The sequence below is a fragment of the Microbulbifer litoralis genome (genome assembly GCF_023634065.1).
In the GTDB taxonomy this organism is placed as follows: Bacteria; Pseudomonadota; Gammaproteobacteria; order Pseudomonadales; family Cellvibrionaceae; genus Microbulbifer; species Microbulbifer litoralis.
In genome coordinates this window covers 65,482-85,282 of sequence record NZ_JALKCV010000006.1, presented here as the reverse complement: position 1 = coordinate 85,282, position 19,801 = coordinate 65,482, and the positions used below count along the sequence as shown (strand labels likewise).

Annotated in this window: 18 protein-coding genes; 5 read left to right on the top strand and 13 right to left on the bottom strand. The window is 64.4% G+C overall.

Annotated elements, in window-relative coordinates; all coding sequences use genetic code 11:
* Positions 1-63 precede the first annotated feature (63 nt).
* From MWN76_RS11060 to rpsU, 6 genes are all read right to left on the bottom strand, one after another.
* On the bottom strand, positions 64-2,262 hold the full coding sequence (locus tag MWN76_RS11060) for an autotransporter family protein (protein ID WP_250461478.1): 2,199 nt from the start codon (positions 2,260-2,262) through the stop codon (positions 64-66).
* A gap of 171 nt (positions 2,263-2,433) precedes the next feature.
* Positions 2,434-2,823, bottom strand: a complete 390-nt coding sequence (locus MWN76_RS11055) for a diacylglycerol kinase (RefSeq protein ID WP_250461477.1) — start codon at positions 2,821-2,823, stop codon at positions 2,434-2,436.
* A 110-nt stretch (positions 2,824-2,933) separates the two neighbouring features.
* Positions 2,934-4,802 carry an RNA polymerase sigma factor RpoD gene (gene rpoD / locus MWN76_RS11050; RefSeq protein WP_250461476.1) on the bottom strand — a complete coding sequence of 623 codons (1,869 nt, stop codon included), beginning with the start codon at positions 4,800-4,802 and terminating at the stop codon, positions 2,934-2,936.
* 196 nt (positions 4,803-4,998) lie between these two features.
* The gene (gene dnaG, locus MWN76_RS11045) at positions 4,999-6,984 is read right to left on the bottom strand and encodes a DNA primase (RefSeq protein WP_250461475.1); all 1,986 of its coding nucleotides are present in this window, start codon (positions 6,982-6,984) and stop codon (positions 4,999-5,001) included.
* A 22-nt stretch (positions 6,985-7,006) separates the two neighbouring features.
* The gene (locus tag MWN76_RS11040; protein WP_250461474.1) at positions 7,007-7,453 is read right to left on the bottom strand and encodes a GatB/YqeY domain-containing protein; all 447 of its coding nucleotides are present in this window, start codon (positions 7,451-7,453) and stop codon (positions 7,007-7,009) included.
* Between the two features lie 220 nt (positions 7,454-7,673).
* Entirely contained in the window at positions 7,674-7,889 is a 216-nt protein-coding gene (gene rpsU / locus MWN76_RS11035) for a 30S ribosomal protein S21 (protein ID WP_250461473.1), read from the bottom strand.
* A 173-nt stretch (positions 7,890-8,062) separates the two neighbouring features.
* On the opposite strand from rpsU, the gene tsaD reads away from it, so the two are divergent.
* From tsaD to folK, 3 genes are read left to right on the top strand one after another with little or no spacing between them, the layout of a single operon-like run.
* Positions 8,063-9,091, top strand: a complete 1,029-nt coding sequence (gene tsaD / locus MWN76_RS11030; RefSeq protein WP_250461472.1) for a tRNA (adenosine(37)-N6)-threonylcarbamoyltransferase complex transferase subunit TsaD — start codon at positions 8,063-8,065, stop codon at positions 9,089-9,091.
* A gap of 20 nt (positions 9,092-9,111) precedes the next feature.
* The gene (folB, locus tag MWN76_RS11025) at positions 9,112-9,519 is read left to right on the top strand and encodes a dihydroneopterin aldolase (protein ID WP_250461471.1); all 408 of its coding nucleotides are present in this window, start codon (positions 9,112-9,114) and stop codon (positions 9,517-9,519) included.
* 2 nt (positions 9,520-9,521) lie between these two features.
* Entirely contained in the window at positions 9,522-10,013 is a 492-nt protein-coding gene (folK, locus tag MWN76_RS11020; RefSeq protein WP_250461470.1) for a 2-amino-4-hydroxy-6-hydroxymethyldihydropteridine diphosphokinase, read from the top strand.
* A 156-nt stretch (positions 10,014-10,169) separates the two neighbouring features.
* On the opposite strand, the gene MWN76_RS11015 is transcribed toward folK, so the two are convergent.
* The 4 genes from MWN76_RS11015 to MWN76_RS11000 all read right to left on the bottom strand — a co-directional run bounded on the left by MWN76_RS11015 (position 10,170) and on the right by MWN76_RS11000 (position 14,478).
* Positions 10,170-11,246, bottom strand: coding sequence for a type 1 glutamine amidotransferase domain-containing protein (locus MWN76_RS11015; protein ID WP_250461469.1), 1,077 nt, complete (start codon positions 11,244-11,246; stop codon positions 10,170-10,172).
* Between the two features lie 78 nt (positions 11,247-11,324).
* A complete protein-coding gene (locus MWN76_RS11010) occupies positions 11,325-12,581 on the bottom strand; it encodes a sensor histidine kinase (protein WP_250461468.1) in 1,257 nt (418 codons plus the stop codon).
* The gene (locus MWN76_RS11005; RefSeq protein ID WP_250461467.1) at positions 12,568-13,260 is read right to left on the bottom strand and encodes a response regulator transcription factor; all 693 of its coding nucleotides are present in this window, start codon (positions 13,258-13,260) and stop codon (positions 12,568-12,570) included. The genes MWN76_RS11010 and MWN76_RS11005 overlap by 14 nt, the downstream gene beginning before the upstream one ends.
* 105 nt (positions 13,261-13,365) lie before the next feature.
* A complete protein-coding gene (locus MWN76_RS11000) occupies positions 13,366-14,478 on the bottom strand; it encodes an NADH:flavin oxidoreductase (RefSeq protein ID WP_250461466.1) in 1,113 nt (370 codons plus the stop codon).
* Positions 14,479-14,608: 130 nt separating this feature from the next.
* Here MWN76_RS11000 and MWN76_RS10995 point away from each other — a divergent pair, with 130 nt between their 5' ends.
* Positions 14,609-15,070, top strand: a complete 462-nt coding sequence (locus MWN76_RS10995; RefSeq protein WP_250461465.1) for a winged helix-turn-helix transcriptional regulator — start codon at positions 14,609-14,611, stop codon at positions 15,068-15,070.
* Positions 15,071-15,118: 48 nt separating this feature from the next.
* Here MWN76_RS10995 and MWN76_RS10990 read toward each other — a convergent pair whose 3' ends face one another.
* Positions 15,119-16,339, bottom strand: a complete 1,221-nt coding sequence (locus tag MWN76_RS10990; RefSeq protein WP_250461464.1) for an MFS transporter — start codon at positions 16,337-16,339, stop codon at positions 15,119-15,121.
* A 115-nt stretch (positions 16,340-16,454) separates the two neighbouring features.
* Here MWN76_RS10990 and MWN76_RS10985 point away from each other — a divergent pair, with 115 nt between their 5' ends.
* Positions 16,455-17,345, top strand: coding sequence for a LysR substrate-binding domain-containing protein (locus MWN76_RS10985; protein ID WP_250461463.1), 891 nt, complete (start codon positions 16,455-16,457; stop codon positions 17,343-17,345).
* A 9-nt stretch (positions 17,346-17,354) separates the two neighbouring features.
* On the opposite strand, the gene MWN76_RS10980 is transcribed toward MWN76_RS10985, so the two are convergent.
* Together MWN76_RS10980 and MWN76_RS10975 are read right to left on the bottom strand one after the other, a co-directional pair.
* Positions 17,355-18,083, bottom strand: a complete 729-nt coding sequence (locus MWN76_RS10980; protein ID WP_250461462.1) for a pteridine reductase — start codon at positions 18,081-18,083, stop codon at positions 17,355-17,357.
* On the bottom strand, positions 18,076-19,326 hold the full coding sequence (locus MWN76_RS10975; RefSeq protein ID WP_250461461.1) for a multifunctional CCA addition/repair protein: 1,251 nt from the start codon (positions 19,324-19,326) through the stop codon (positions 18,076-18,078). The genes MWN76_RS10980 and MWN76_RS10975 overlap by 8 nt, the downstream gene beginning before the upstream one ends.
* Positions 19,327-19,801: the final 475 nt, after the last annotated feature.

The following is a 19,801-nucleotide window of genomic DNA, read 5'->3' as shown; positions in this document are numbered from 1 at the left end:
GCGGTAGCGCAAAGTACCCGATTTCCCCTTGGGAATCAACGGTTTCCCACGGCGTGGGGTCTGCTACCAGTTCAGGTCGAAGCCCAGGTTGGCGCTGCCGCCGCGCCAGTCGAGGTCGTCGGCGGACTGCTGGTAGCTGAGGTTGAAGAAGAGGTTGCCGGGGCCGGTGTCCAGCAGCACCAGGCCGGCGCCGGCTTCCAGCCAGGTGGCGCCGCGCCGGTTTTCCAGCCAGGTGCCGCCGTCGAAGCGCAGCTCGTCGTTGCCGTCCAGGGTGTGCCAGAGGCTGCCGAACAGGTAGTACTGGTTGTCGCCGCGGGTGTTGTAGGCGCGCAGGCCGGCGCGGAAGCTGACCTCGGGGGTCATGTCCGGCTCCACGGTGGAGATGCCGTCGCGGTAGGCGCTGAGGTTGGTGTAATTGACGACCGCCTGCAGCTGGGGTTCGAGGTTGAAGTGTTCGCCCAGGGGCAGTGCGAATCCCCGCTCGGCGGACAGGGTCAGCTGCGGGCCGCGAGTGTCGCTGGAGAGGCCCCGATAGGAGCGGCTCTCCGCCATGACATAGCCCAGTTTCACCAGGATATCGAGATAGCTGTTGTCCCGCCGGTAGTCGCTGAAATAGGCGCCGAAGTAGTAGCTGTCCAGCTGGTTTTCACCGGCGCGGTAGTGCTCGCTGCCGCGTGCGAATCCGCTCACGTCGCCGCGCACAAAGCTGCTGCCGGCGAACAGACCCAGCTCCTGTGCGCCCCGGCAACTGGGGCCGGCATAGAGGTTGCCGTTCAGTTGCAGGCCACTCATGCGCCCGTCGAACGCGCTGTGCACATCGCCGTCCCAGGCCAGCCGTGTGTCGCGGTGGTAGAGCCGCAGGCCGCCGCTGGCCTGTCCCGAGCTCCAGTTGCGCTGTTCACCGCGCCGCTGCTGGAAGCTGCTGATCTGCTGTAGCGACGTCTGCTGGGCGAGGCTTTTTATCTGCGCGTAGAGCGGCACTTCCGGGCGGTACAGTGGAACCGGGGGGCCGCGGTGGATCTCGTTCCCGGCGTCTGCCGGTACGCCGCCACGGGCGTATATGGCCGGTGTGGTCGGCTGGGTTGACGGCGGCGCGCTGCCGGGCAGCAGGTTGTTGCGCAGGTACCAGTTGTCTGCCTCGTCGGCGCTCTCCCCGCCGCGGAACAGGTAATACTCGTAGGGGCCGGCGGATATTGGTTCGGGCATATGGAATGCGCCGGCACCGGTGCTGCCGCCGTTGATGGCCTCGATGACGAGGATACCTGTATCCGTCCTGCCGCCGCGGCCGCCGAGTTTGTTGATATGTACGCGGGTGCTGCCACTGGCGTGGCCGCCGTCGATCAGCAGCCGGTCGGCCTGGCTGTCGTCGCCGCCGACAATGGCGTCCAGGTAGAGCCCGCCGGTGCCGGTGTAGTCGCCGGCGATGCGCAGTTCGTTTTCGGTTTCGCCGCGCAGGTCGATGCTGCCGTGATTCTCGATCGCCAGGGCGCCGCCGGCGACGGCGGTGATGCTGGTGGTGAACTCCGGAATCAGCAGCCGGCTGCCGGCGTCGATGGTGAGGCGGGAGGGCAGGGCATCGCTGTCGCCTAGGGACAGGGGCGCATCGATTGTGAACGCCGAGTCGTCGCTCAGGCGGATGTGTTCCCAGCCGTAGAGTTTGGCCCCCTGCAGTGATTGATTCGACAGCAGCAGGCGGTCGTGGCCGAAGCCGCCGTTCAGCATGGTGTCGGCCGGTGCGGCGCCGCCGTTCAGGGTGGCGCTGTCGTCGCCGGTGCCGAGCAGTATGCTGTCGCCGACGCTGCCGCCATTCCAGACCAGTGTGTCGCCGTGTCGGCCGCCCAGCAATACGCGTTCGATATGGCCGCCGTTCAGCGCCACGCGATTGTCGCCGTCGCCGAGGTGGACACCGCCGGCAATGCTGCCGTTGTTCACCAGCTCGTCGTCGCCGTCGGAGAGCCGCAGTGTATAGCCGCCACCGGAATCCAGTGTGCCGCGGTTTTCGATAAAGGCGCCGGCGCCCAGTTCGATGGCCGGGACGTCGACGGTGTCGATGCTGGCCCCGCTGTGGATCAATACACTGACTCCGAGGGCGGATGTGCCGCGGATACCGACGGGATCCGTGCCGCTGCAGGAGACTGTGGCGCCATCTGCGGGGAAGTTTTCGCTGCAGGCCGCGAGCAATGGCTGGGGGCTGGAAAAGGCGGCGGCTAACAGCAGGTTGGCACTGCAGATGCGCGCGCGTCCTGCGCGTAACTCTGGCATAAACCTTTCCCTGGCTTATCGGTGCTTCTATTTCGGGTGGAAAAAGTCTAGCCGAGCGGCAGGGGGACGCTAGCGGATTGCGGCATCAATGGCGCGAAATGAATGTGGTCATCAAAATGCGGGTGCGGTGTTTATTCCCGCGGCGCGCTGTTTTTATCCGGGGGACGGGTATCAGCCGATCCAGCGGGGGATCAGTATGCAGCCCCAGGTCAGCAGCCACATCAGCAATGAGATGGAGACTGCGGCGGAGCCGGTGTCCTTGGCGATTTTGGATAGCGGGTGTTTTTCCGGGCCGATACGGTCGATGGCGGCTTCGACGGCGCTGTTGAGCAGTTCGACGATCATCACCAGCAGGGTGACGCCGATCAGGATTGCCCGCTCGATGCCGCTCTGGCCGAGCCACAGGGCCAGCGGGATCAGGAATATGGCCAGCGTTACTTCCTGGCGGAAGGCGGCCTCGTTGCGCCAGGTGGCGATCAGGCCCTGGCGTGAGTAGCTGGTGGCGTCGATCAGGCGGGGGATCCCGGTCTTGCCGGGTTTGTTGACGAATTCTTCCTGCATGGTGCTTTTCTTGCGGCGCATTGCCTCTGGTGCGCAGGGCGCAGCCTATGGTTACTGTCATCCGGGGGTAACATAAAAAAGCCCGGCGTTGCCGGGCTTCAGTATAGCGCTTAGCCTTCGTCGAGGAAGCTGCGGAGGTGCTCCGAGCGCGACGGGTGGCGCAGTTTGCGCAGCGCCTTGGCCTCTATCTGGCGAATGCGCTCGCGGGTCACATCGAACTGCTTGCCCACCTCTTCCAGTGTATGGTCGGTGTTCATGTCGATGCCGAAACGCATGCGCAGCACCTTGGCCTCGCGCGCGGTCAGGCCGGAGAGCACTGAGCGGGTGGCGTCGTGCAGGCCGGTCTGGGTGGCGGTGTCCACCGGCGAGTCCTGGTTCTGGTCCTCGATGAAATCGCCCAGGTGCGAGTCCTCGTCGTCGCCGATGGGCGTCTCCATGGAGATCGGTTCCTTGGCGATCTTGAGTACCTTGCGCACCTTGTCTTCCGGCATTTCCATGCGCTCGCCCAGCTCTTCCGGGGTGGGTTCGCGGCCCATCTCCTGCAGCATCTGGCGGCTGATACGATTGAGCTTGTTGATGGTCTCGATCATATGCACCGGGATACGGATGGTGCGCGCCTGGTCTGCAATGGAGCGGGTAATGGCCTGGCGAATCCACCAGGTGGCGTAAGTGGAGAACTTGTAGCCGCGGCGGTATTCGAACTTGTCCACCGCCTTCATCAGGCCGATGTTGCCCTCCTGGATCAGGTCCAGGAACTGCAGGCCGCGGTTGGTGTACTTCTTGGCGATGGAGATCACCAGGCGCAGGTTGGCCTCGACCATCTCTTTCTTGGCGCGGCGGGAGCGGGCCTCGCCGATGGACATGCGGCGGTTGATCTCCTTGATCTGGCCGATCTCCAGGCCGGCGCGCTCCTGGCACTGGGCCAGCTTGCGCTGGCTGCGAATGATGTCTTCGGCCACCTGGCGCAGGTTGTCGGAGTAATCGCGCTTCTTCTTGACGATACCGGGGATCCATTCCTCGTTGGTCTCGTTGCCCGGGAACTCCTTGATGAAGGTCTTGCGCGGCATCCGAGCGCGGCGGATGCACAGGTTCATCACCATGCGTTCCTGTGCGCGCACTTCGTCGAGAATGCTGCGAACCTCGAGGTACAGCGGCTCGAACTGGCGCGGGGCCAGCTTGAAGTAGCGGAATACCTCGCCCACGGCTTCCAGCGCCTCGCCGGCCTGCTTGGAGTCGCGGCCGTGCTTCTTGATCGCGGCATCGGCTTTCTTCTGCGCGGCGACCAGGCGGTTCATGCGTTCGGCCAGCTCCTCCGGGTCGATGCCGCCGGTGTTTTCCTCTTCTTCCTGGGAGGAATCGTCGTCATCGTCGTCGGAATCGCTGTCGTTATCGCTGTCATTGCTGCTGGTGCTGGCGGGGGCCGCCTGGCCGGTCTGCGCGCCCGGGGGCACTTCGTCGGCCGGGTCGAGCCAGCCGGCGATCACGTCGGGGATGCGGCGCTCTTCCTTCTGGATCAACTCGTATTCGTCGACAATCCGCTGCACGGCGCCCGGCCAGTAGGCCAGGGCCGCCATCAGTTCGCGCAGGCCCTCTTCGATACGTTTGGCAATGGCGATTTCGCCCTCGCGCGTGAGCAGCTCTACAGTGCCCATTTCGCGCATATACATGCGTACCGGATCGGTGGTGCGGCCCACGTCGGATTCCACCGCGGCCAGGGCGGCGGCGGCTTCGGCGGCGGCAATTTCATCGGCAGAGCTATCGCCCTCGGCCATCAACAGTTCTTCGGCATCGGGTGCCTGTTCGAACACCTTGATGCCCATGTCGTTGATCATGCCGATGATGTCTTCCACCTGATCCGGATCGGAGATGTCCTCCGGCAGGTGGTCGTTTACTTCTGCGTAGGTCAGATAGCCCTGCTCTTTACCGCGGGCGATCAGTTCCTTGATGCGGGAAGTCTGTTGCTGGGTTTTGTCGGTCATGCACAACCCTAAAAGTAGAGATCAAAAATAGGGGACAAAGACGCGGGATTATAGCTTATCTGCGATAGCAATAACCACCCTGGCTGTCAAGCGACAGCGTCGGTGCTGTGTGAATTGTGCTCACCCGATCCCCGTCCGGGGGTGAATGGATATGGTGCCGGGCCCTGTATTTTCAAGGCCTGGCGCCGGTGACTTGTCAGTTTTTACGCTGCCAGTTGGCCAGCAGCGCCCGCTGCTCCTCGGTCAGCTGGCCGCTGTTGCCCAACTGGGCCAGCAGGCCGCGATTGCGCTGTTTCTGTGCCGCGCGCTCGAGGCGCTGCAGGCAGTCGGCGAATTCGGCCGCCGGGTCGTATTCCAGTTTGGCATCTCCCCGGGCCAGCTGGCGCACGCCGCTGACCAGGGGTGTATTGGCCAGTTCCTCGAGGATCTCGTGGGTGCCGTCGCGGAAGTTGCCGCGCCAGTGTCCGAACAGCTGGAACATCGTCAGGCCGGGGCGCGACTGGATCACTTCCACCAGCCTGCCGAACAGCTGCAGGTCCGGATCGCCGCTGGTGCGGTAGGGCTCCGGGTCCCCGATCTGTGCCGCCAGTTCCGGGTGGTGCAGGACCAGTGCAATCAGCATCCGCTCCGCCGGCAGGCGATACTGGCCCCGGCGCGGCTGCTCCGCCGGCGGGGCCCCGTGACGGTCCGGCTCGTACCCCGGTGCGGCGGCTTCGAAGTCCGGCAGCAGCGGGTCGTCGGGCGGCGGTATCTCGCCGGGCTCCGGCGCTGCCTCCACCTGTGGCGGGCGTGGCGCCGGCGGCTGTAGTGCGGCCTGCGCGGCGCGCGCTTTGGCCTTTTCGGCGCCGATGACCTCCTGCAGTGTCTCTTTATCGAGCCCGGTGCGCGCCGCCAGTTGCTGGAACATCAGTTGCCGGTAGACGCCGTCCGGCAACAGGTCGAGCAGTGGCGCCGCCGCCTTGGACAGGCGCGCGCGGCCGTCCATGGTCTGCAGGTTGATGTCCTCGCCCAGCAGGTCGAACAGGAAGTCTTCCAGCGGGCGCGCCTGCTCTTCCAGTATCTGCTCGAAGCGCTCGCCGCCCAGCTGGCGTACCAGGGTGTCCGGGTCCTCGCCCTCCGGCAGCAGCAGGAAGCGCAGGCTGCGGCCGTCCTGCATGTGCGGCAGCGCGGCCTCCAGCGCGCGGCGGGCGGCGGTGCGGCCGGCCTGGTCGCCGTCGAAGCAGAACACCAGCTCCGCGGTGTGGCGGAAGGCCAGCTGGATATGGTCCTCGCCGCAGGCGGTGCCGAGCGTGGCCACGGCGCAGCGGATGCCGAACTGCGCCAGTGCCACCACGTCCATATAGCCTTCCACCACAATCAGGCGCTTCAGCTCGCGGTTGGCCTGGCGCGCCTCCCACAGGCCGTAGAGTTCGCGGCCCTTGTGGAAGATCGGGGTCTCCGGCGAGTTCAGGTACTTGGGCTTGTCGTCCCCCAGCACCCGACCGCCGAAGGCGATGGTGCGGCCGCGCCGGTCGCGGATCGGGAACATGATCCGGTTGCGGAAGCGGTCGTAGTGGTGGCGCCGGCCGGAGCCGGTTGTTGTGGAGGTGTTGCCGTCGCTGTCGCCGCGGCGGATGGCGAGGCCGGCCTGTTCCAGCTGGTCGGCTTTCTGTGCCGTGTCGCCCAGTTCATTCAGCAGGTTGTCCCAGCCCGGCGGCGCCAGGCCGATACCGAAATCCCGCGCGATTTCGCCGGACAGGCCGCGGTTGCGCAGGTAGGCAATGGCGGGCCCGGCGGCGGGGTGTGCGCGCAGTTGCTGTCGGTAGTAGTCGGCGGCCTTCTCGGTCAGCTGGTAGAGCGACTGGCTCTCCTGGCGGCGCTTTTCCACGCCCGGTGCCAGCTGTTCCCGCGGCACTTCCAGGCCCAGGGAGCCGGCCAGCTTTTCCACCGCCTCGGGAAACCCCAGGCGGTCGTATTCCATCAGGAAGCCGAGGGCCGTACCGCTGGCGCCGCAGCCGAAGCAGTAGTAGAACTGTTTGTCCGGGCTGACGGTAAACGATGGGGTTTTCTCATCGTGAAACGGGCAACAGGCGGAATAGTTTTTCCCCGTCTTGCGCAGTTTGACGCGGCTGTCGATCAGCTCGACGACATCCGCCCGTGCGAGCAGATCGTCGATAAAGTGCTGGGGGATCTTGCCGGCCATAGAGTGCTGTTCGGGCTCGCGTTTAACCCAGTTGGGCCTTGACCAGTTTACTGACGGCGCCCATATCGGCGCGGCCCTGGACCTGCGGCTTCACCTGGGCCATGACCTTGCCCATATCCGCCATGCCGCTGGCGCCGGTTTCCTTCACTGCGGCGGCGACGATCTCGGCGATTTCGCCCTCGGACAGTTGTTCCGGCAGGAATTCCTGGATTACGTCGATTTCGGCCTGCTCAACCGCGGCCAGTTCGGCGCGACCGGCCTTCTCGTACTGGGCGATGGAGTCGCGGCGCTGCTTGGTCATCTTGTCCAGCAGGGCGAGGATGCGGGCGTCATCCAGCTCGATGCGTTCGTCCACTTCCACTTTCTTGATTTCGGCGTTGACCAGCCGCAGGGTCGCCAGGCGCTCCTTGTCGCGGGCTTTCATGGCGTCTTTGGTGGCCTGGGTCAGGCTTTCCTTGAGAGTACTCATAGTGCGCGATCCCGGTTTTGGGTTGTTATCAGGAAGAAAGACATAGAATAGCGCGTCCGCCGGCAGTGGAGAATGCCGCGCCGCAGAACGCAAAAACGGCGCGCGAGTCGGGCTCGCACGCCGTTTCGGTAACCGCTGTGGGCTCTGGCCCCTGCAGTGACGCTACGCTCTCAGGGCGCTTCCAGCCGTGGGAAGCCGAATCGGTAGCGCCTGCAGTCGATCAGTACAGACGCTGGAACTTGCGGTTTTCGCGCTGCAGCTTCTTGGCGTGACGCTTCACGGCCGCGGCAGCTTTGCGCTTGCGAACGGCGGTCGGCTTCTCGTAGTGCTCGCGGCGACGTACTTCAGACAGTACACCGGCTTTCTCACAGGAGCGCTTGAAGCGGCGCAGGGCGATATCGAACGGTTCGTTGTCTTTGATTCGTACTGAGGGCATTCGTTTACCTGTAAAATTCGTTTCTTCGGCCATTCCGGCAGTTGCTCGATAGCTGCTATCCGGCGGCCGGTTCACAGCGAGGGCGCAAATTCTAAACACTCCCCGGCGGGATCGCAACCCTGTTTTCCAGTATGATAGGCGCCTTTTCAGACAGCCACGAGTGAAGAGACCAAGTGCGAATTCTGGGTATCGAAACCTCCTGCGATGAAACTGGCGTCGCCATCTACGACAGCGAAAAAGGACTGCTCGGTCACGCCCTGTTCAGTCAGGTGGGCCTGCACGCGGATTACGGCGGTGTAGTGCCGGAACTGGCCAGTCGCGACCATGTGCGCAAACTGCTGCCGCTGGTCCGCCGGATCATGGGCGAGACGGGTACCGGCCCCGATGATCTGGACGGTGTTGCCTATACTGCCGGCCCGGGCCTGATCGGCGCCCTGATGGTGGGTGCCTGCGCCGGCCGCGCACTGGCCTACGGCTGGGGCATCCCGGCGGTGGCGATCCACCATATGGAGGGTCACCTGCTGGCACCGATGCTGGAGGAGAATCCGCCCGCCTTTCCGTTCGTGGCGCTGCTGGTCTCCGGCGGTCACACGCAGCTGGTGGAGGTACGCGGCCTGGGCGATTACCAGCTGATGGGCGAGTCCCTCGACGACGCCGCCGGCGAGGCCTTCGACAAGGCCGCCAAGATGCTGGACCTCGATTACCCCGGCGGCCCGCGCCTGGCGGCGCTGGCGGAAAAGGGCGACCCGGCGCGCTTTACCTTCCCGCGGCCAATGACCGACAGGCCCGGGCTGGATTTCAGTTTTTCCGGCCTCAAGACCTACACCCTGACCACGGTGCGCGCGCACGCGCAGGAAGACGGGCTGCCGGATGAACAGACCTGCGCCGATATCGCCGCGGCTTTCCAAGACGCGGTGGTCGACACCCTGGTGATCAAATGTCGTCGCGCGATCAAGGCGTCGGGCCACAAGACCCTGGTGGTGGCGGGAGGAGTGTCCGCGAACAGGGTCCTGCGCGCGCGGCTGGAAGAAAAACTGCGGCAAGAAGGTGCCGGTGTCTATTATCCGCGCCACGAGTTCTGCACCGACAACGGCGCCATGATCGCCTACGCCGGCAGCCTGCGCCTGAAAGCGGGCGAGCGCGCCGATCTGGATATAGAAGTCAGGCCGCGCTGGCCGATGACGCAGTTAAACAAGAGTTGAAGGGGAGTCTCAGCCAACCCATGGACATTGTCTATATAAGGGACCTGAAGGTGGATACCATCATCGGTATCTACGACTGGGAGCGCGAAGTGCGCCAGACTGTCAGCCTGGACCTGGAAATGGCATTCGATATCAGCGAGGCCGCGCGCACGGACGATATCGCGCACACGCTCAACTACAAGGCCGTGGCCAAGCGACTGATCGCGTTTATCGAGGGCAGCGAGTTCCTGCTGGTGGAGACCATGGCGGAACAGGCCGCGGCCATCGTGCGCGACGAGTTCAACGTCGGCTGGCTGCGCCTGCGCCTGTCCAAGCCCGGCGCCGTGCGCGGCTCCCGGGATGTGGGGGTCATCATCGAGCGCGGCTCTTTGCCCGCTGCGGGCGCACGCCCGGCGTCCGCTGTCGCGTCCGCGCCGAACGGAGTGTGATCGTGGCAGAGGTGTTCCTGAGTCTCGGCAGCAATATCGATCGCGAGCGCCATATCCGCTCCGGCCTCGATGCACTGGCGGCGGAGTTCGGCACGCTGCGGGTATCGCGGGTGTTCGAGAGCGAGGCGGTGGGTTTCGACGGCGACGATTTCTACAACCTGGTGGTGGGTATTCACACCGACCTGCCGGTGGGGCGGCTGGCGCTGTTCCTGCGCGGCATCGAAGACGCCAACGGCCGCCTGCGCGCCGGCCCCAAGTTCAGTGCCCGCACCCTGGATATCGATATCCTCACCTACGACGACCTCACCGGCACCATCGACGGTGTCAAACTGCCGCGCGGCGAAATACAGAAAAATGCTTTTGTATTGCAGCCGCTGGCGGAGCTGGCACCGCAGCACCGGCACCCGCTCACTGGCCAGACCTTTGCGCAGATGTGGGCCGAGTACGACAAGTCGAAACAGAAGCTGTGGCCGGTGGAATTTGACTGGCCCTAGTGGGCCGCTCGCAAAGTTAGGTAACAGTTCGCTTCGCCAAATCGTCCAGCTCTGCGTTGAGAAAGTTTGAAATAACGCTGCTATTCCAGCGCTTTCTCGCCTTGACCTGAACACTTTGGCTGTGCTCCTTAGTCACCAAACTTTCCGCATGGACCACTAGTCGTAGCGCCTGGCCTGTGCTGCCAGTCGCACAATATCCACAGACTTCCGAAACTCGCCGCGCATCGCGGCCACCACACCGTGCATTGCCAGCAGGCGCCGGTCGACCCTGTCACCCTTCTGCGCGACAATCTGGCGCAGCCTTTCCGCGGCCGTCGCTATTCCCTGTCGCTCATAGGCCAGCAGTATCTCAACGGTGTTTTCCGCCGGTGTGATAGCCCGCGGAACGGGTTGATAGCCCAGTGCTGCCACCATCGCTTCGGCCAGTGGCCAGGTTGACCAGGGGTTCTGTCCGGTCAGCAATTGGCCGTCGATGCTGACCTGCGCCAGATAGGCCGGGCCCGGCTCGAAAATTGCGCCGCTGTTGCGCAAGCCGTCCTCCAGTAAAAACGGAAACACTTGCCGTGCATCGGGAATCAGAAACAGTTCCTCCTCGTTGGTAAAGCCCGTCACCCGGCGGCCGGCCACCAGCGGCTCGCCGTTTTCCAGCGCGACATTGGCCAGCGCTGCGGGCCCGTGGCACACGGCACCGATCAGTTTGCCGTCGCTGTAGAAATCGCGAACCAGGCGCTGTATGGCCGGGTTGTCGGGGAAGTCGTACATGGCGCCCTTGCCACCGACAAAGAATACGCCCCGATAGTCTGCCGCTGAAACCCGCTCCACCGGGGTGCTGTTGTCGACTTTGCGTTGCGCCTCGGGGTCGTTGAGGAAGGCGTAGTCGAAGGGACCCATATCGTCCTTATCAATCACGGCCCCGGGTCTTCCGCCGGCGGGGCTGGCGATCTCTACCTGGAAGCCGTTGGCGGTAAATACATAGTAGGGGCGGGACAGTTCCGTCAGCTCATAGCCGGTAGGGTTCCCGCCGCTGCCCATGGTGTCGGCACTGGTGACCACCGCGAGTATCTTGCCGCGGTTTTCGGTTGGCCTCTGCTGCAGGTAACCCAGGTCGGTGGGCAGGGTCCGGGCCAGAAGCTGGTGATTCTGCGGCGGTGGAATCAGGCCCTTCAGCCACAGGCCGGTGCCGGCCAGTGATAAAACAAGAATTGAAAAGACAAGTAGCAGTTTCTTTACCATGGTGTGATTCTCCTGTTTGGCAGGAGCCACCTTGAGTGGCGGTCGGTAAAGTGCGGGTGAAAATGCGGGGATTTCGGCTCAGACTGTGGAGTTTGCCGGTTTGATGACGCACCGGAAAAATCCGTCGGCACAGTCGACGCTCGAGTCCCACTCCAACGCTGCCAGTATTCTCCTGACCAGGAACAGCCCCTGGCCGAGGCCGTCACTCTGCTTGCCTTTTTGTCTCGGGAGAAAAGATCTGTCCGTATCAAAGGTTTCCGCGACAGGGTTTTCAAAAACCAGGGTTTCCCCAGCGGCATAGATATGCAGCTCGGGATGCGCCGCGTGACGCATGGCATTGTTGAGCAGATTGTCGATCAGCAGCGCGGCGAGGTGGCGGTTGCCGCAGGTGCGATACTGGTCCGCCAGGTCCAGCCGAACCCGGAACTGCATTTCTGCAATCCTGCGGTGCTGGGCGAGTATGCGCTCCTCCAGCAGTGGCCGGAGTTCCAGCGGCTGCCTCTCTATGGATTCGGCCCTGGCCAGCGCCAGCAGTGCCGAGACGGTGTGTTCCATTCCCTCCACCGTGTTGTGGAGCTCATTCTTTTCGCGTTGTGACAGTTCCCGCTGCCGGGAGAGTGCCAGGGTGTTCCTGGTGATGCTGATCGCGGTGCGCAGTTCGTGGCTGGCGTCGCGGGTAAATTCGGACTCGCGCTGCAGGGCGAGTTTGAGCTGGTTGAACGTGGTCTCCAGGGTCCGCGCAAGAAAACCGATTTCATCGTGGGTGCCGGTAGCACTGAGGGAGAGCGGTGCGCCACCTGTCTGCTGGCTCTCGACTTCTCCGGCCAGTGCGATCACCGGTGCGATGGTGCGGGATGAGATTCGATAGGCGGCCCACAGGGCCATGGCGGAAGTGGCCAGCAACGCGAAAAAAACCAGCCACAGCAGGCCGCCGGCCTGGTGCGAGACAGTCAGCAGCCGGCTCACCTCGGCGGCCAGTATCGGCGAAGTCCGGTCGTCCAGGTGTAATCTGCGCAGGTGGAAGTGTCGATCGGTATCGCTGAACCACTCGGCCCTGTCTGCGCCTGCGGGCAGGGCGCTGCGGATATCGGCGGGCGCCGGATTGCTGTCGGAGTAGAGTCGGATATAGGGAAGTCGCGGCGACGGCAATTCCCCGCTGGCGCGATACTGCCGCGCGATATGGCTGGCTTCATCGGCGAGCAGGTTGTCCAGCAGTTGGTCTTCAATGACGTAGGCTGCGAGGGCGCAGATGGCTGTATAGATGAGGCAAAGCAATAGGGTAAAGGCGCCGAAGGTGGCGAAGACGCGCCGCTGCAGGCTGTTATCGATCCGCATCGGGTGCCTCCAACTGGTAACCGAGGCTGGTGATGGTCTTGAGCATTGCGGACGGGAAGGGTCTGTCCAGGGCCTGGCGCAGGCTGTAGATATGGGATTTCAGCGCGTCGGTTTCCGGCGGATCGTCGCCCCAGATATGGTGCGTGATTGCCGAGCGGCTCAGCGGCTCCGGATGGGCCTCGGCCAGCAGTGTCAGTATGCGGAAGCCGATGGCTGTCAGGTGCAGGCGCTGCCCGGCTCTCTCGGCGCAGTGCCCGCGGCGATGGATGGTCAGCTCGCCGACACAGACGCGGTCGCTCTGGTACAGCCGGTTGCGCCGCGTCAGCGCTTTGCAGCGGAGGGCCAGCTCCCGCGGGTCGAAGGGTTTGCACAGGTAGTCGTCGGTGCCGCTTTCGAAACCCTGTGCCTTGTCAGTGAAGGCATCCCTGGCGGTCAGCATCAGCACCGGCATATTGACCGGCGCCCGCTCCTTGATCCGCTGGCAGACTTCCAGGCCGTCGATATCCGGCAGGCCCAGGTCCAGGATCACCAGGTCGTAGACCTGTTCCAGTGCCAGCTGCTGGCCGAGACGGCCGTTGTGGGCAAAGTCGATCTGCCAGCCGTGGGCCTGCAGGAACTCGCCGGTCTGGCGGGCGAGGGTGGGGTTGTCTTCGATCAGCAGTATCTTGAGGGGATTCACCGGCGCTGTTCTTCTTCTGTCTGCTCGCCGGAGCATTGTGACAAGTTGCCGGTGAAATTGAAGTAAAAGCGGCCGGGGGCGGCCGCTTTTGTTGTCCGGAGAGCCTCAGCTCAGGCTCGCCAACGCCTCTTTGGTGAAAGGCGTGATTTCGTCCTCGCGGCCGGTGCGCACTTTCGCCAGCCAGTTCGGATCCTGCAGCAAGGCGCGGCCGACGGCGATGATATCGAACTCGCCGTTGTCCATGCGCCGGGTCAGTTCGTCCAGGCCGGTGGGGTTGGCGGTGCCGCCCATGCCCTGGTTTTTGCCGCCGATAAAGTCGTCGTCCAGGCCCACGCTGCCGACGGAAATGACCGGTTTGCCGGTCAGTTCTCTGGTCCAGCCGGCCAGGTTCAGGTCGGAGCCCTCGAATTCCGGTACCCAGAAGCGCCGCGTCGATGCGTGGAAAATATCCACACCGGCGTCGACTAGCTGCGCCAGGAAGCGCTGCAGCTCTTCCGGGTTCTGTGCCAGCCGGGCTTCGTAGTCCTGCTGTTTCCACTGGGAGTACCGGAACACGATGGTGAAGTCCTCGCCGACCGCCTCGCGCACGGCCTCGACGATTTCCACCGCGAAGCGGCCGCGCTTCTCGATCGAGCCGCCGTATTCGTCGTCGCGCTGGTTGGTGCCTTCCCAGAAAAACTGGTCGATCAGGTAGCCGTGGGCGCCGTGGATCTCCACGCCGTCGAAACCCACTGCTTTCGCGGCCCTGGCCGCCTCCGCAAACGCCTGCACCGCCTCGCGGATATCTTCCCTGCTCATGGCGTGACCGTTGGCCTTGCCCGGTTTGAACAGGCCGGAAGGCGAGTGGCCCGGCACGGATTTGTCCGGCCCTGTGCCCTCCCGGCGCACGGCACCCACATGCCACAGCTGCGGAACGATCTGGCCACCGGCGGCGTGCACTTCGTCCACGACCTTTTTCCAGCCCGCCAGGGCCCGATCGCCGAAGATGGCCGGTACATTCTCGTAGCCGTTGGCGGCCTTGTGGCCGACAAAGGTGCCCTCGGTGATGATCAGGCCCACTTCGCCCTCGGCGCGGCGGCGGTAGTAGCCGGCCACCTGGTCGTTGGCCACATAGCCCGGAGAGGCGGTGCGGGTCATGGGGGCCATGGCCACCCGGTTGCGCAGTTTCAGGGATTTGTGCTCGAACGGACGCAGCAGGCTGTCCAGGGAATCACTCATGTCTCTAACTCTCGGAATTCTCGCAGTCGTCGGGGATCGTGGGCGCCGGGCGTCTGCTTCGGCGTATTTGGTTGCGTTATGAGACTTTATTTGGTTTCTTGATGCAACCTCTTTTGCGTATACTGTCCCCATGACACGCAAACGATTCGATGACCTGAACTGCTCGGTGGCCTGCGCGCTCAACGAAGTCGGCGACTGGTGGTCCCTGCTGGTGATCAAGCAGGCGATGCTGGGAACGCGGCGCTTCGTGGATTTCCAGAACAGCCTGGGCATCGCCAGGAATATCCTCTGTGACCGCCTGTCCCGGCTGGTGGACAACGGGGTACTGGCCCGCGTCGACGTGGGCGAGCACGGTACCCGCTACGAGTACCGGCTGACGGACAAGGGGCGCGACCTGTTTACCGTGGTGGTCGCCCTGCGCCAGTGGAGCGAGCGCTGGAATGGCAACCGGGACGATATGCAGCTGGTGGAGCGGAGCAGCGGCGAGGCCATTGCGCCGCTGGCGGTGCGAAGCGCCGCGGGAGAGGCGCTGGGTGTCCGGGATGTGCTGTTCGTGGACGAGGAGGGCCGGCCGCTGGAGTCGACCGGCTGAGTTGCACTCTCTCCAGTTTCTTTCCAGTCCAGTTTCTCTCCAGTCGGCTCAGGCCGCGACTGGCTGCGGCATTGCCACCCGCTTCTCCCGGATCGGCCAGTGCAGTGCCACCGCCACCAGGCTCAGCGCCACACCCGTCCACCAGACGCCGTCGTAGCTACCGGTGCGCTCGTAAATCCAGCCCCCCAGCCAGACGCCGGTGAAACTGCCCAGTTGATGCCCCAGGAACACCACGCCGTACAGCGTGGCCATATAGCGGGTGCCGAACATGGTGGCCACCAGGCCCGTGGTGGGCGGTACCGTCGCCAGCCACAGGAAGCCGGTCAGGCAACTGAAGGTGAGCACCGAGGCCAGTGACAGCGGCAGCAATAACAGCGCCACGGTCACCGCGCCGCGGACCAGGTAGATGAACATCAGCACCCGCTTCATCGACAGGCGCCCGGAGAGGTAGCCGGACACCATGGCCCCGACCACATTGCACAGGCCGATCAGGGCGATGGACCAGGCGGCCACATCCGGCTCGAAGCCGTTGTCCGTCAGGTAGCCGGGAAAGTGCACTGTGATAAAGGCGAGGTGAAAACCGCAGACGAAAAAGCCGACCGTCAGCAGCCAGTAGGAGAGGTGGCCGCGGGCGCGCTCGACTACTGCGACGAAGGGCTCGTCGTCAGTGTTGCCACCCGCTGCCGCCGGCTTCAGCCGCTGCGCCAGCGGCATGACCAGCAGCACCATGGCCAGCGCCATCAGTGCCATGACATTCAGGGCGCCGCTCCAGCCGAACCAGTGGATAAACTGCTGCGCCAGCGGTGCGATCAGGAACTGGCCCAGGGAGCCGGCCGCGGTGCCGACGCCGAGCACCCACTGCCGGTTCTCCTCGCTGACGGACCTGGCCATCAGCGGCAGCACGATACCGAAGCCGGTACCGGCGATACCGGCGCCCACCAGCAGGCCCGCGCCCATCTGCAGCGACCAGACCGATTCCACGCCGGATGTCATCCACAGCCCCAGCGCATACAGCAGCGCGCCGGCCACCAGCACGGGGCGGTTGCCGAAGCGGTCCGCCAGGCCGCCGGCCAGCACTGCGATCAGGCCCCAGGCCAGGTTCTGTATCGCCAGCGCCAGTCCGATCAGGTCGCGCCCCCACTGGTTGGCTTCCGAGATGGGGCCGACAAACAGGCCGAAACTGGCGCGGAAACCGAACGCCAGCATCAGCAGGCAGGAGCCCGCGGCGATGGTGAGCCAGGCGGAGGAGGGCAGGCGAGGTGCTTGCATCGATACTTCCTTTTTTGCGGGTTTTTACGTGGAGGGCTAATTTCTCTATTCTGCGAATGCTGGTAGAAGCCGGCAAACGATATTTTCTTGCCATGCTGAATAGAAAATCTAAGCCATGAACCCGCCGCCACTGAAGGCGCTGCACTATTTCTGCATCGCCGCCGGACACCAGAACTTCAAACGCGCCGCCGAGGAACTGTCGGTAACCCCCGGTGCGGTCAGCCAGCAGATCAGGTCTCTGGAACAGTGGATGGGGCTGCAGCTGTTCGCGCGCAATGCGCGGCAGGTGCATCTGACCGAGGCGGGCGGCATCTTTTACCGGCGCGTTTATCCGCTGCTGTCGGAGGTGCTGGATATCAGCCAGTCGATGCAGCGCGTCAACCGGTCGGGGGTCGTGCGTATCACGCTGCCACCGAGTTTTGCGATGATCAGTTTCGGGCCGGCGCTGGCGGATTTTCGCCGCTGGAACCCCGGTATCGAACTGCAGGTGCACGCCTCTTCGATGCTGTCGCCACTGGATGGCTCGGACCACGACCTGGCGATCCGCTTCCTGCCCGGGCAAGATCGGCGGCTCGATTGCACCTGCCTGGCGCGACTGGAGGTGGTCGTCGCCTGCAGCCCGGATTACCTGCGCCGGCATCCGTCGCTGCGGTCGGGCAACCTGGATGGCTGCACCCTGATTCACGATCACCTGCACCAGGACTGGCAGCGCATGTTTCGCTGTGCCGGGTTGCGGGGGACACCGGTGGATAACCTCTATTTCGACCAGGCCATCCTGTCGCACCAGGCGGCGGAGGGAGGGCTCGGCCTGTTGCTGACCGACCGCATGCTGGCCGGGCCGGCACTGGAGCGGGGCGCACTGGTGATGCCGGTGGCGGTGGCTCTGCCGGCGCGCCGGCACCTGTTTCTCGCCCACCGCCGCGATGCGAACCTGGGTCCGGAGGCTATCGCGCTCAAACGCTGGATTCTGGCGCACTTTGCGGCGGATCCTGCCGGTGGTAGGTAGGCTGAAGCGTCAGATATTGAGGTTGCGCCCGCCGTCCACCGCGATCACCTGCCCGTTGATATAGGAGGGATCCGCAGCCAGGAAGCGCACTGTGCGGGCTATATCGGCCTCGGTGCCGGTGCGGGCCAGCGGGATGCGCGCCAGGATATCCCGCTGTGTATCGGGGTCGACCTCTTCCTGCTCCGGCCACAGGATTGCGCCCGGCGCCACGGCGTTGACCCGCACCGTTGGTGCCAGCTCCAGCGCCAGGCTCTTGGTCAGCATGACCAGGCCGGCCTTGGCGGCGCAGTAGAGCGTGTGCCCGGGCATCGGGCGCTCGGCGTGGATATCGGCCATATTGACGATACAGCCGCCGCCTTCCGCCAGGCTCGGCGCCAGCGCCTGGCTGAGGAAGAAAGGCGTCTTGAGGTTGCTGCCGAGCAGTTCATCCCAGGCTTTTTCGTCCGCCTCGCCGATGGGCGTCGGGTAGAAGGCGGAGGCGTTGTTGACCAGCACCTGTATGCCGCCCCAGAGTCCGGTTGCCTCGCGGGCCAGCCGTTCGCAATCCGCGACCGCGCCCAGGTCGCTCTGCAGCGCGGCGGCGGAGTCCGGGCGGATGGCGTTCAATTCGTCGACGAGTTCCCGCGCGGCTTGGCCGGAATGGCGGTAGTGCACGACGATGCGGTGATCCCGGTGCAGGTCGCGGGCGATGGCGCGGCCGAGGCGGGCGGCGGCGCCGGTGATCAGGGCGTTACGCATCGCCGTTGTTCCCGGGGGCGCTGTTCTCAAGGTATTGATTCTTTACCGCGGCAATCGCCCGGATACGGGCGCGGTCCAGGGCCCGGCCCAGTTCGGCGCCCTCGTAGCCCTCTGCCATCAGCGCCTCGGCGGAGACGCCGGCGGCGGCTTCGCGCACGGCGCGCAGGTAGTCCACCTGCGGGTAGTCGCGATCCTGCAGTCCGGCGCGGCCGCGGGCGTCCGCTTCGCAGGCCTTGAGAAAATCCTCGAAGCGCTCCGGGCGGCGCAGTGCGTCCAGTGCGCGCAACACTTTCATCAGTGTCTGTGGGCGCAGCTCGAAGGCCTTGTGGCAGTGCAGGTGGTATTCGCAGACGCCGGTGGCCAGCGCGGTCAGCTGTTTGGGCGCGCGCCAGCGCTTGCAGACATCGCGCACCAGCGGCAGGCCGGCGACTTCGTGGCCGCGGTGGCTGGGCAGTATTTCCTCGGGGGTGATGCCCTTGCCCAGGTCGTGCAGCAGCGTCGCGAAGCGCACCGGCAGTTCCGGCGGTGCGGCGCGCAGGGCCATCAGCACATGGACTCCGGTATCGACCTCGGGGTGGTGCGCCGGCGGCTGCGGCACGCCGAACAGGCGATCCACTTCCGGCAGCAGCACCTTCAGTGCACCGGAGTCGCGCAGTGTGCGGATAAAAATATCCGGGTCCGGCTCGGTCAGCGCGCGGCTGACCTCCTTCCAGACCCGCTCCGGTACCAGGTGCGCCACTTCCCCCGCATCCACCATCTGCCGCATCAGCGTCATAGTCTCGTCGGCGATGGCAAAGCCCAGGTGGTGATAGCGCGCGGCGAAGCGGGCCACGCGCAGGACGCGCAGCGGATCCTCGGCAAAGGCCGGGGAGACGTGGCGCAGCAGGCGGGCTTCCAGGTCGGCGCGGCCGTTGTAGGGGTCGATCAGTTCGCCGTTATCGCTCTCGGCCATGGCGTTGATGGTGAGGTCGCGGCGCAGCAGGTCCTGTTCCAGGCTGACATCGGGCTCCGCGTAGACGGTAAAGCCGCCGTAGCCATGACCGCTCTTGCGTTCGGTGCGGGCCAGGGCGTATTCATCGCCCGTGTCGGGATGCAGGAATACGGGGAAATCCTTGCCCACCGGGCGGTAGCCGAGGCTTTCCATCTGTGCGGCATCGGCGCCGACGACAACCCAGTCGCGTTCGTGCACGGGTCGTTTCAGCAGTTTGTCGCGGACGGCGCCGCCGACCAGGTAGATTTTCACGGGATCGGCCCCACAGGGACAGGGGCGGTTTGCCGGGGTGCGCGCTCTACTGCCATAAGTCCGTTGATTCCGGCGCCGCTCACCGTTTTGCACGGCCGCGGTAGATAGAGGAAAGGTGAAACAGGGATTTCGGCAAGATAAAAAAAAGGCCCCGAAAATACAAGGGGGCCCAGGGTCTTAGGGTATTCGCGTTGGGAATAACCATTCACCATTCAGTGTTGACCATTCTATTTGACCTGTCTTAACTGTCAACTCTATCTTTCGAGATATTTTTGAGGACCTTTGATCGCCGTTCGTCATACTCTTACAAGGGGCCGAGTTTAAGACTGACTTTGCAGTCTTCGGCAGCATAATTTATAAGGGTGCTTCGAAAAAACAGGATAAATTCGCGTAAAGCTGCCATTATCGGCGTTTTGGACGCAGAGGTGGATTTTGAGAATGCCTGTGTGAGTACCGTTGCCAATCGCAGGATGTT

What these genes read in the sequence shown, in the direction of transcription:
- MWN76_RS11060 (WP_250461478.1), bottom strand. Translation starts at nt 2,262, where the DNA reads ATGCCAGAGTTACGCGCAGGACGCGCGCGCATCTGCAGTGCCAACCTG.
- MWN76_RS11055 (WP_250461477.1), bottom strand. Translation starts at nt 2,823, where the DNA reads ATGCAGGAAGAATTCGTCAACAAACCCGGCAAGACCGGGATCCCCCGC.
- rpoD (WP_250461476.1), bottom strand. Translation starts at nt 4,802, where the DNA reads ATGACCGACAAAACCCAGCAACAGACTTCCCGCATCAAGGAACTGATC.
- dnaG (WP_250461475.1), bottom strand. Translation starts at nt 6,984, where the DNA reads ATGGCCGGCAAGATCCCCCAGCACTTTATCGACGATCTGCTCGCACGG.
- MWN76_RS11040 (WP_250461474.1), bottom strand. Translation starts at nt 7,453, where the DNA reads ATGAGTACTCTCAAGGAAAGCCTGACCCAGGCCACCAAAGACGCCATG.
- rpsU (WP_250461473.1), bottom strand. Translation starts at nt 7,889, where the DNA reads ATGCCCTCAGTACGAATCAAAGACAACGAACCGTTCGATATCGCCCTG.
- folB (WP_250461471.1), top strand. Translation starts at nt 9,112, where the DNA reads ATGGACATTGTCTATATAAGGGACCTGAAGGTGGATACCATCATCGGT.
- MWN76_RS11015 (WP_250461469.1), bottom strand. Translation starts at nt 11,246, where the DNA reads ATGGTAAAGAAACTGCTACTTGTCTTTTCAATTCTTGTTTTATCACTG.
- MWN76_RS11010 (WP_250461468.1), bottom strand. Translation starts at nt 12,581, where the DNA reads ATGCGGATCGATAACAGCCTGCAGCGGCGCGTCTTCGCCACCTTCGGC.
- MWN76_RS11000 (WP_250461466.1), bottom strand. Translation starts at nt 14,478, where the DNA reads ATGAGTGATTCCCTGGACAGCCTGCTGCGTCCGTTCGAGCACAAATCC.
- MWN76_RS10995 (WP_250461465.1), top strand. Translation starts at nt 14,609, where the DNA reads ATGACACGCAAACGATTCGATGACCTGAACTGCTCGGTGGCCTGCGCG.
- MWN76_RS10990 (WP_250461464.1), bottom strand. Translation starts at nt 16,339, where the DNA reads ATGCAAGCACCTCGCCTGCCCTCCTCCGCCTGGCTCACCATCGCCGCG.
- MWN76_RS10985 (WP_250461463.1), top strand. Translation starts at nt 16,455, where the DNA reads ATGAACCCGCCGCCACTGAAGGCGCTGCACTATTTCTGCATCGCCGCC.
- MWN76_RS10980 (WP_250461462.1), bottom strand. Translation starts at nt 18,083, where the DNA reads ATGCGTAACGCCCTGATCACCGGCGCCGCCGCCCGCCTCGGCCGCGCC.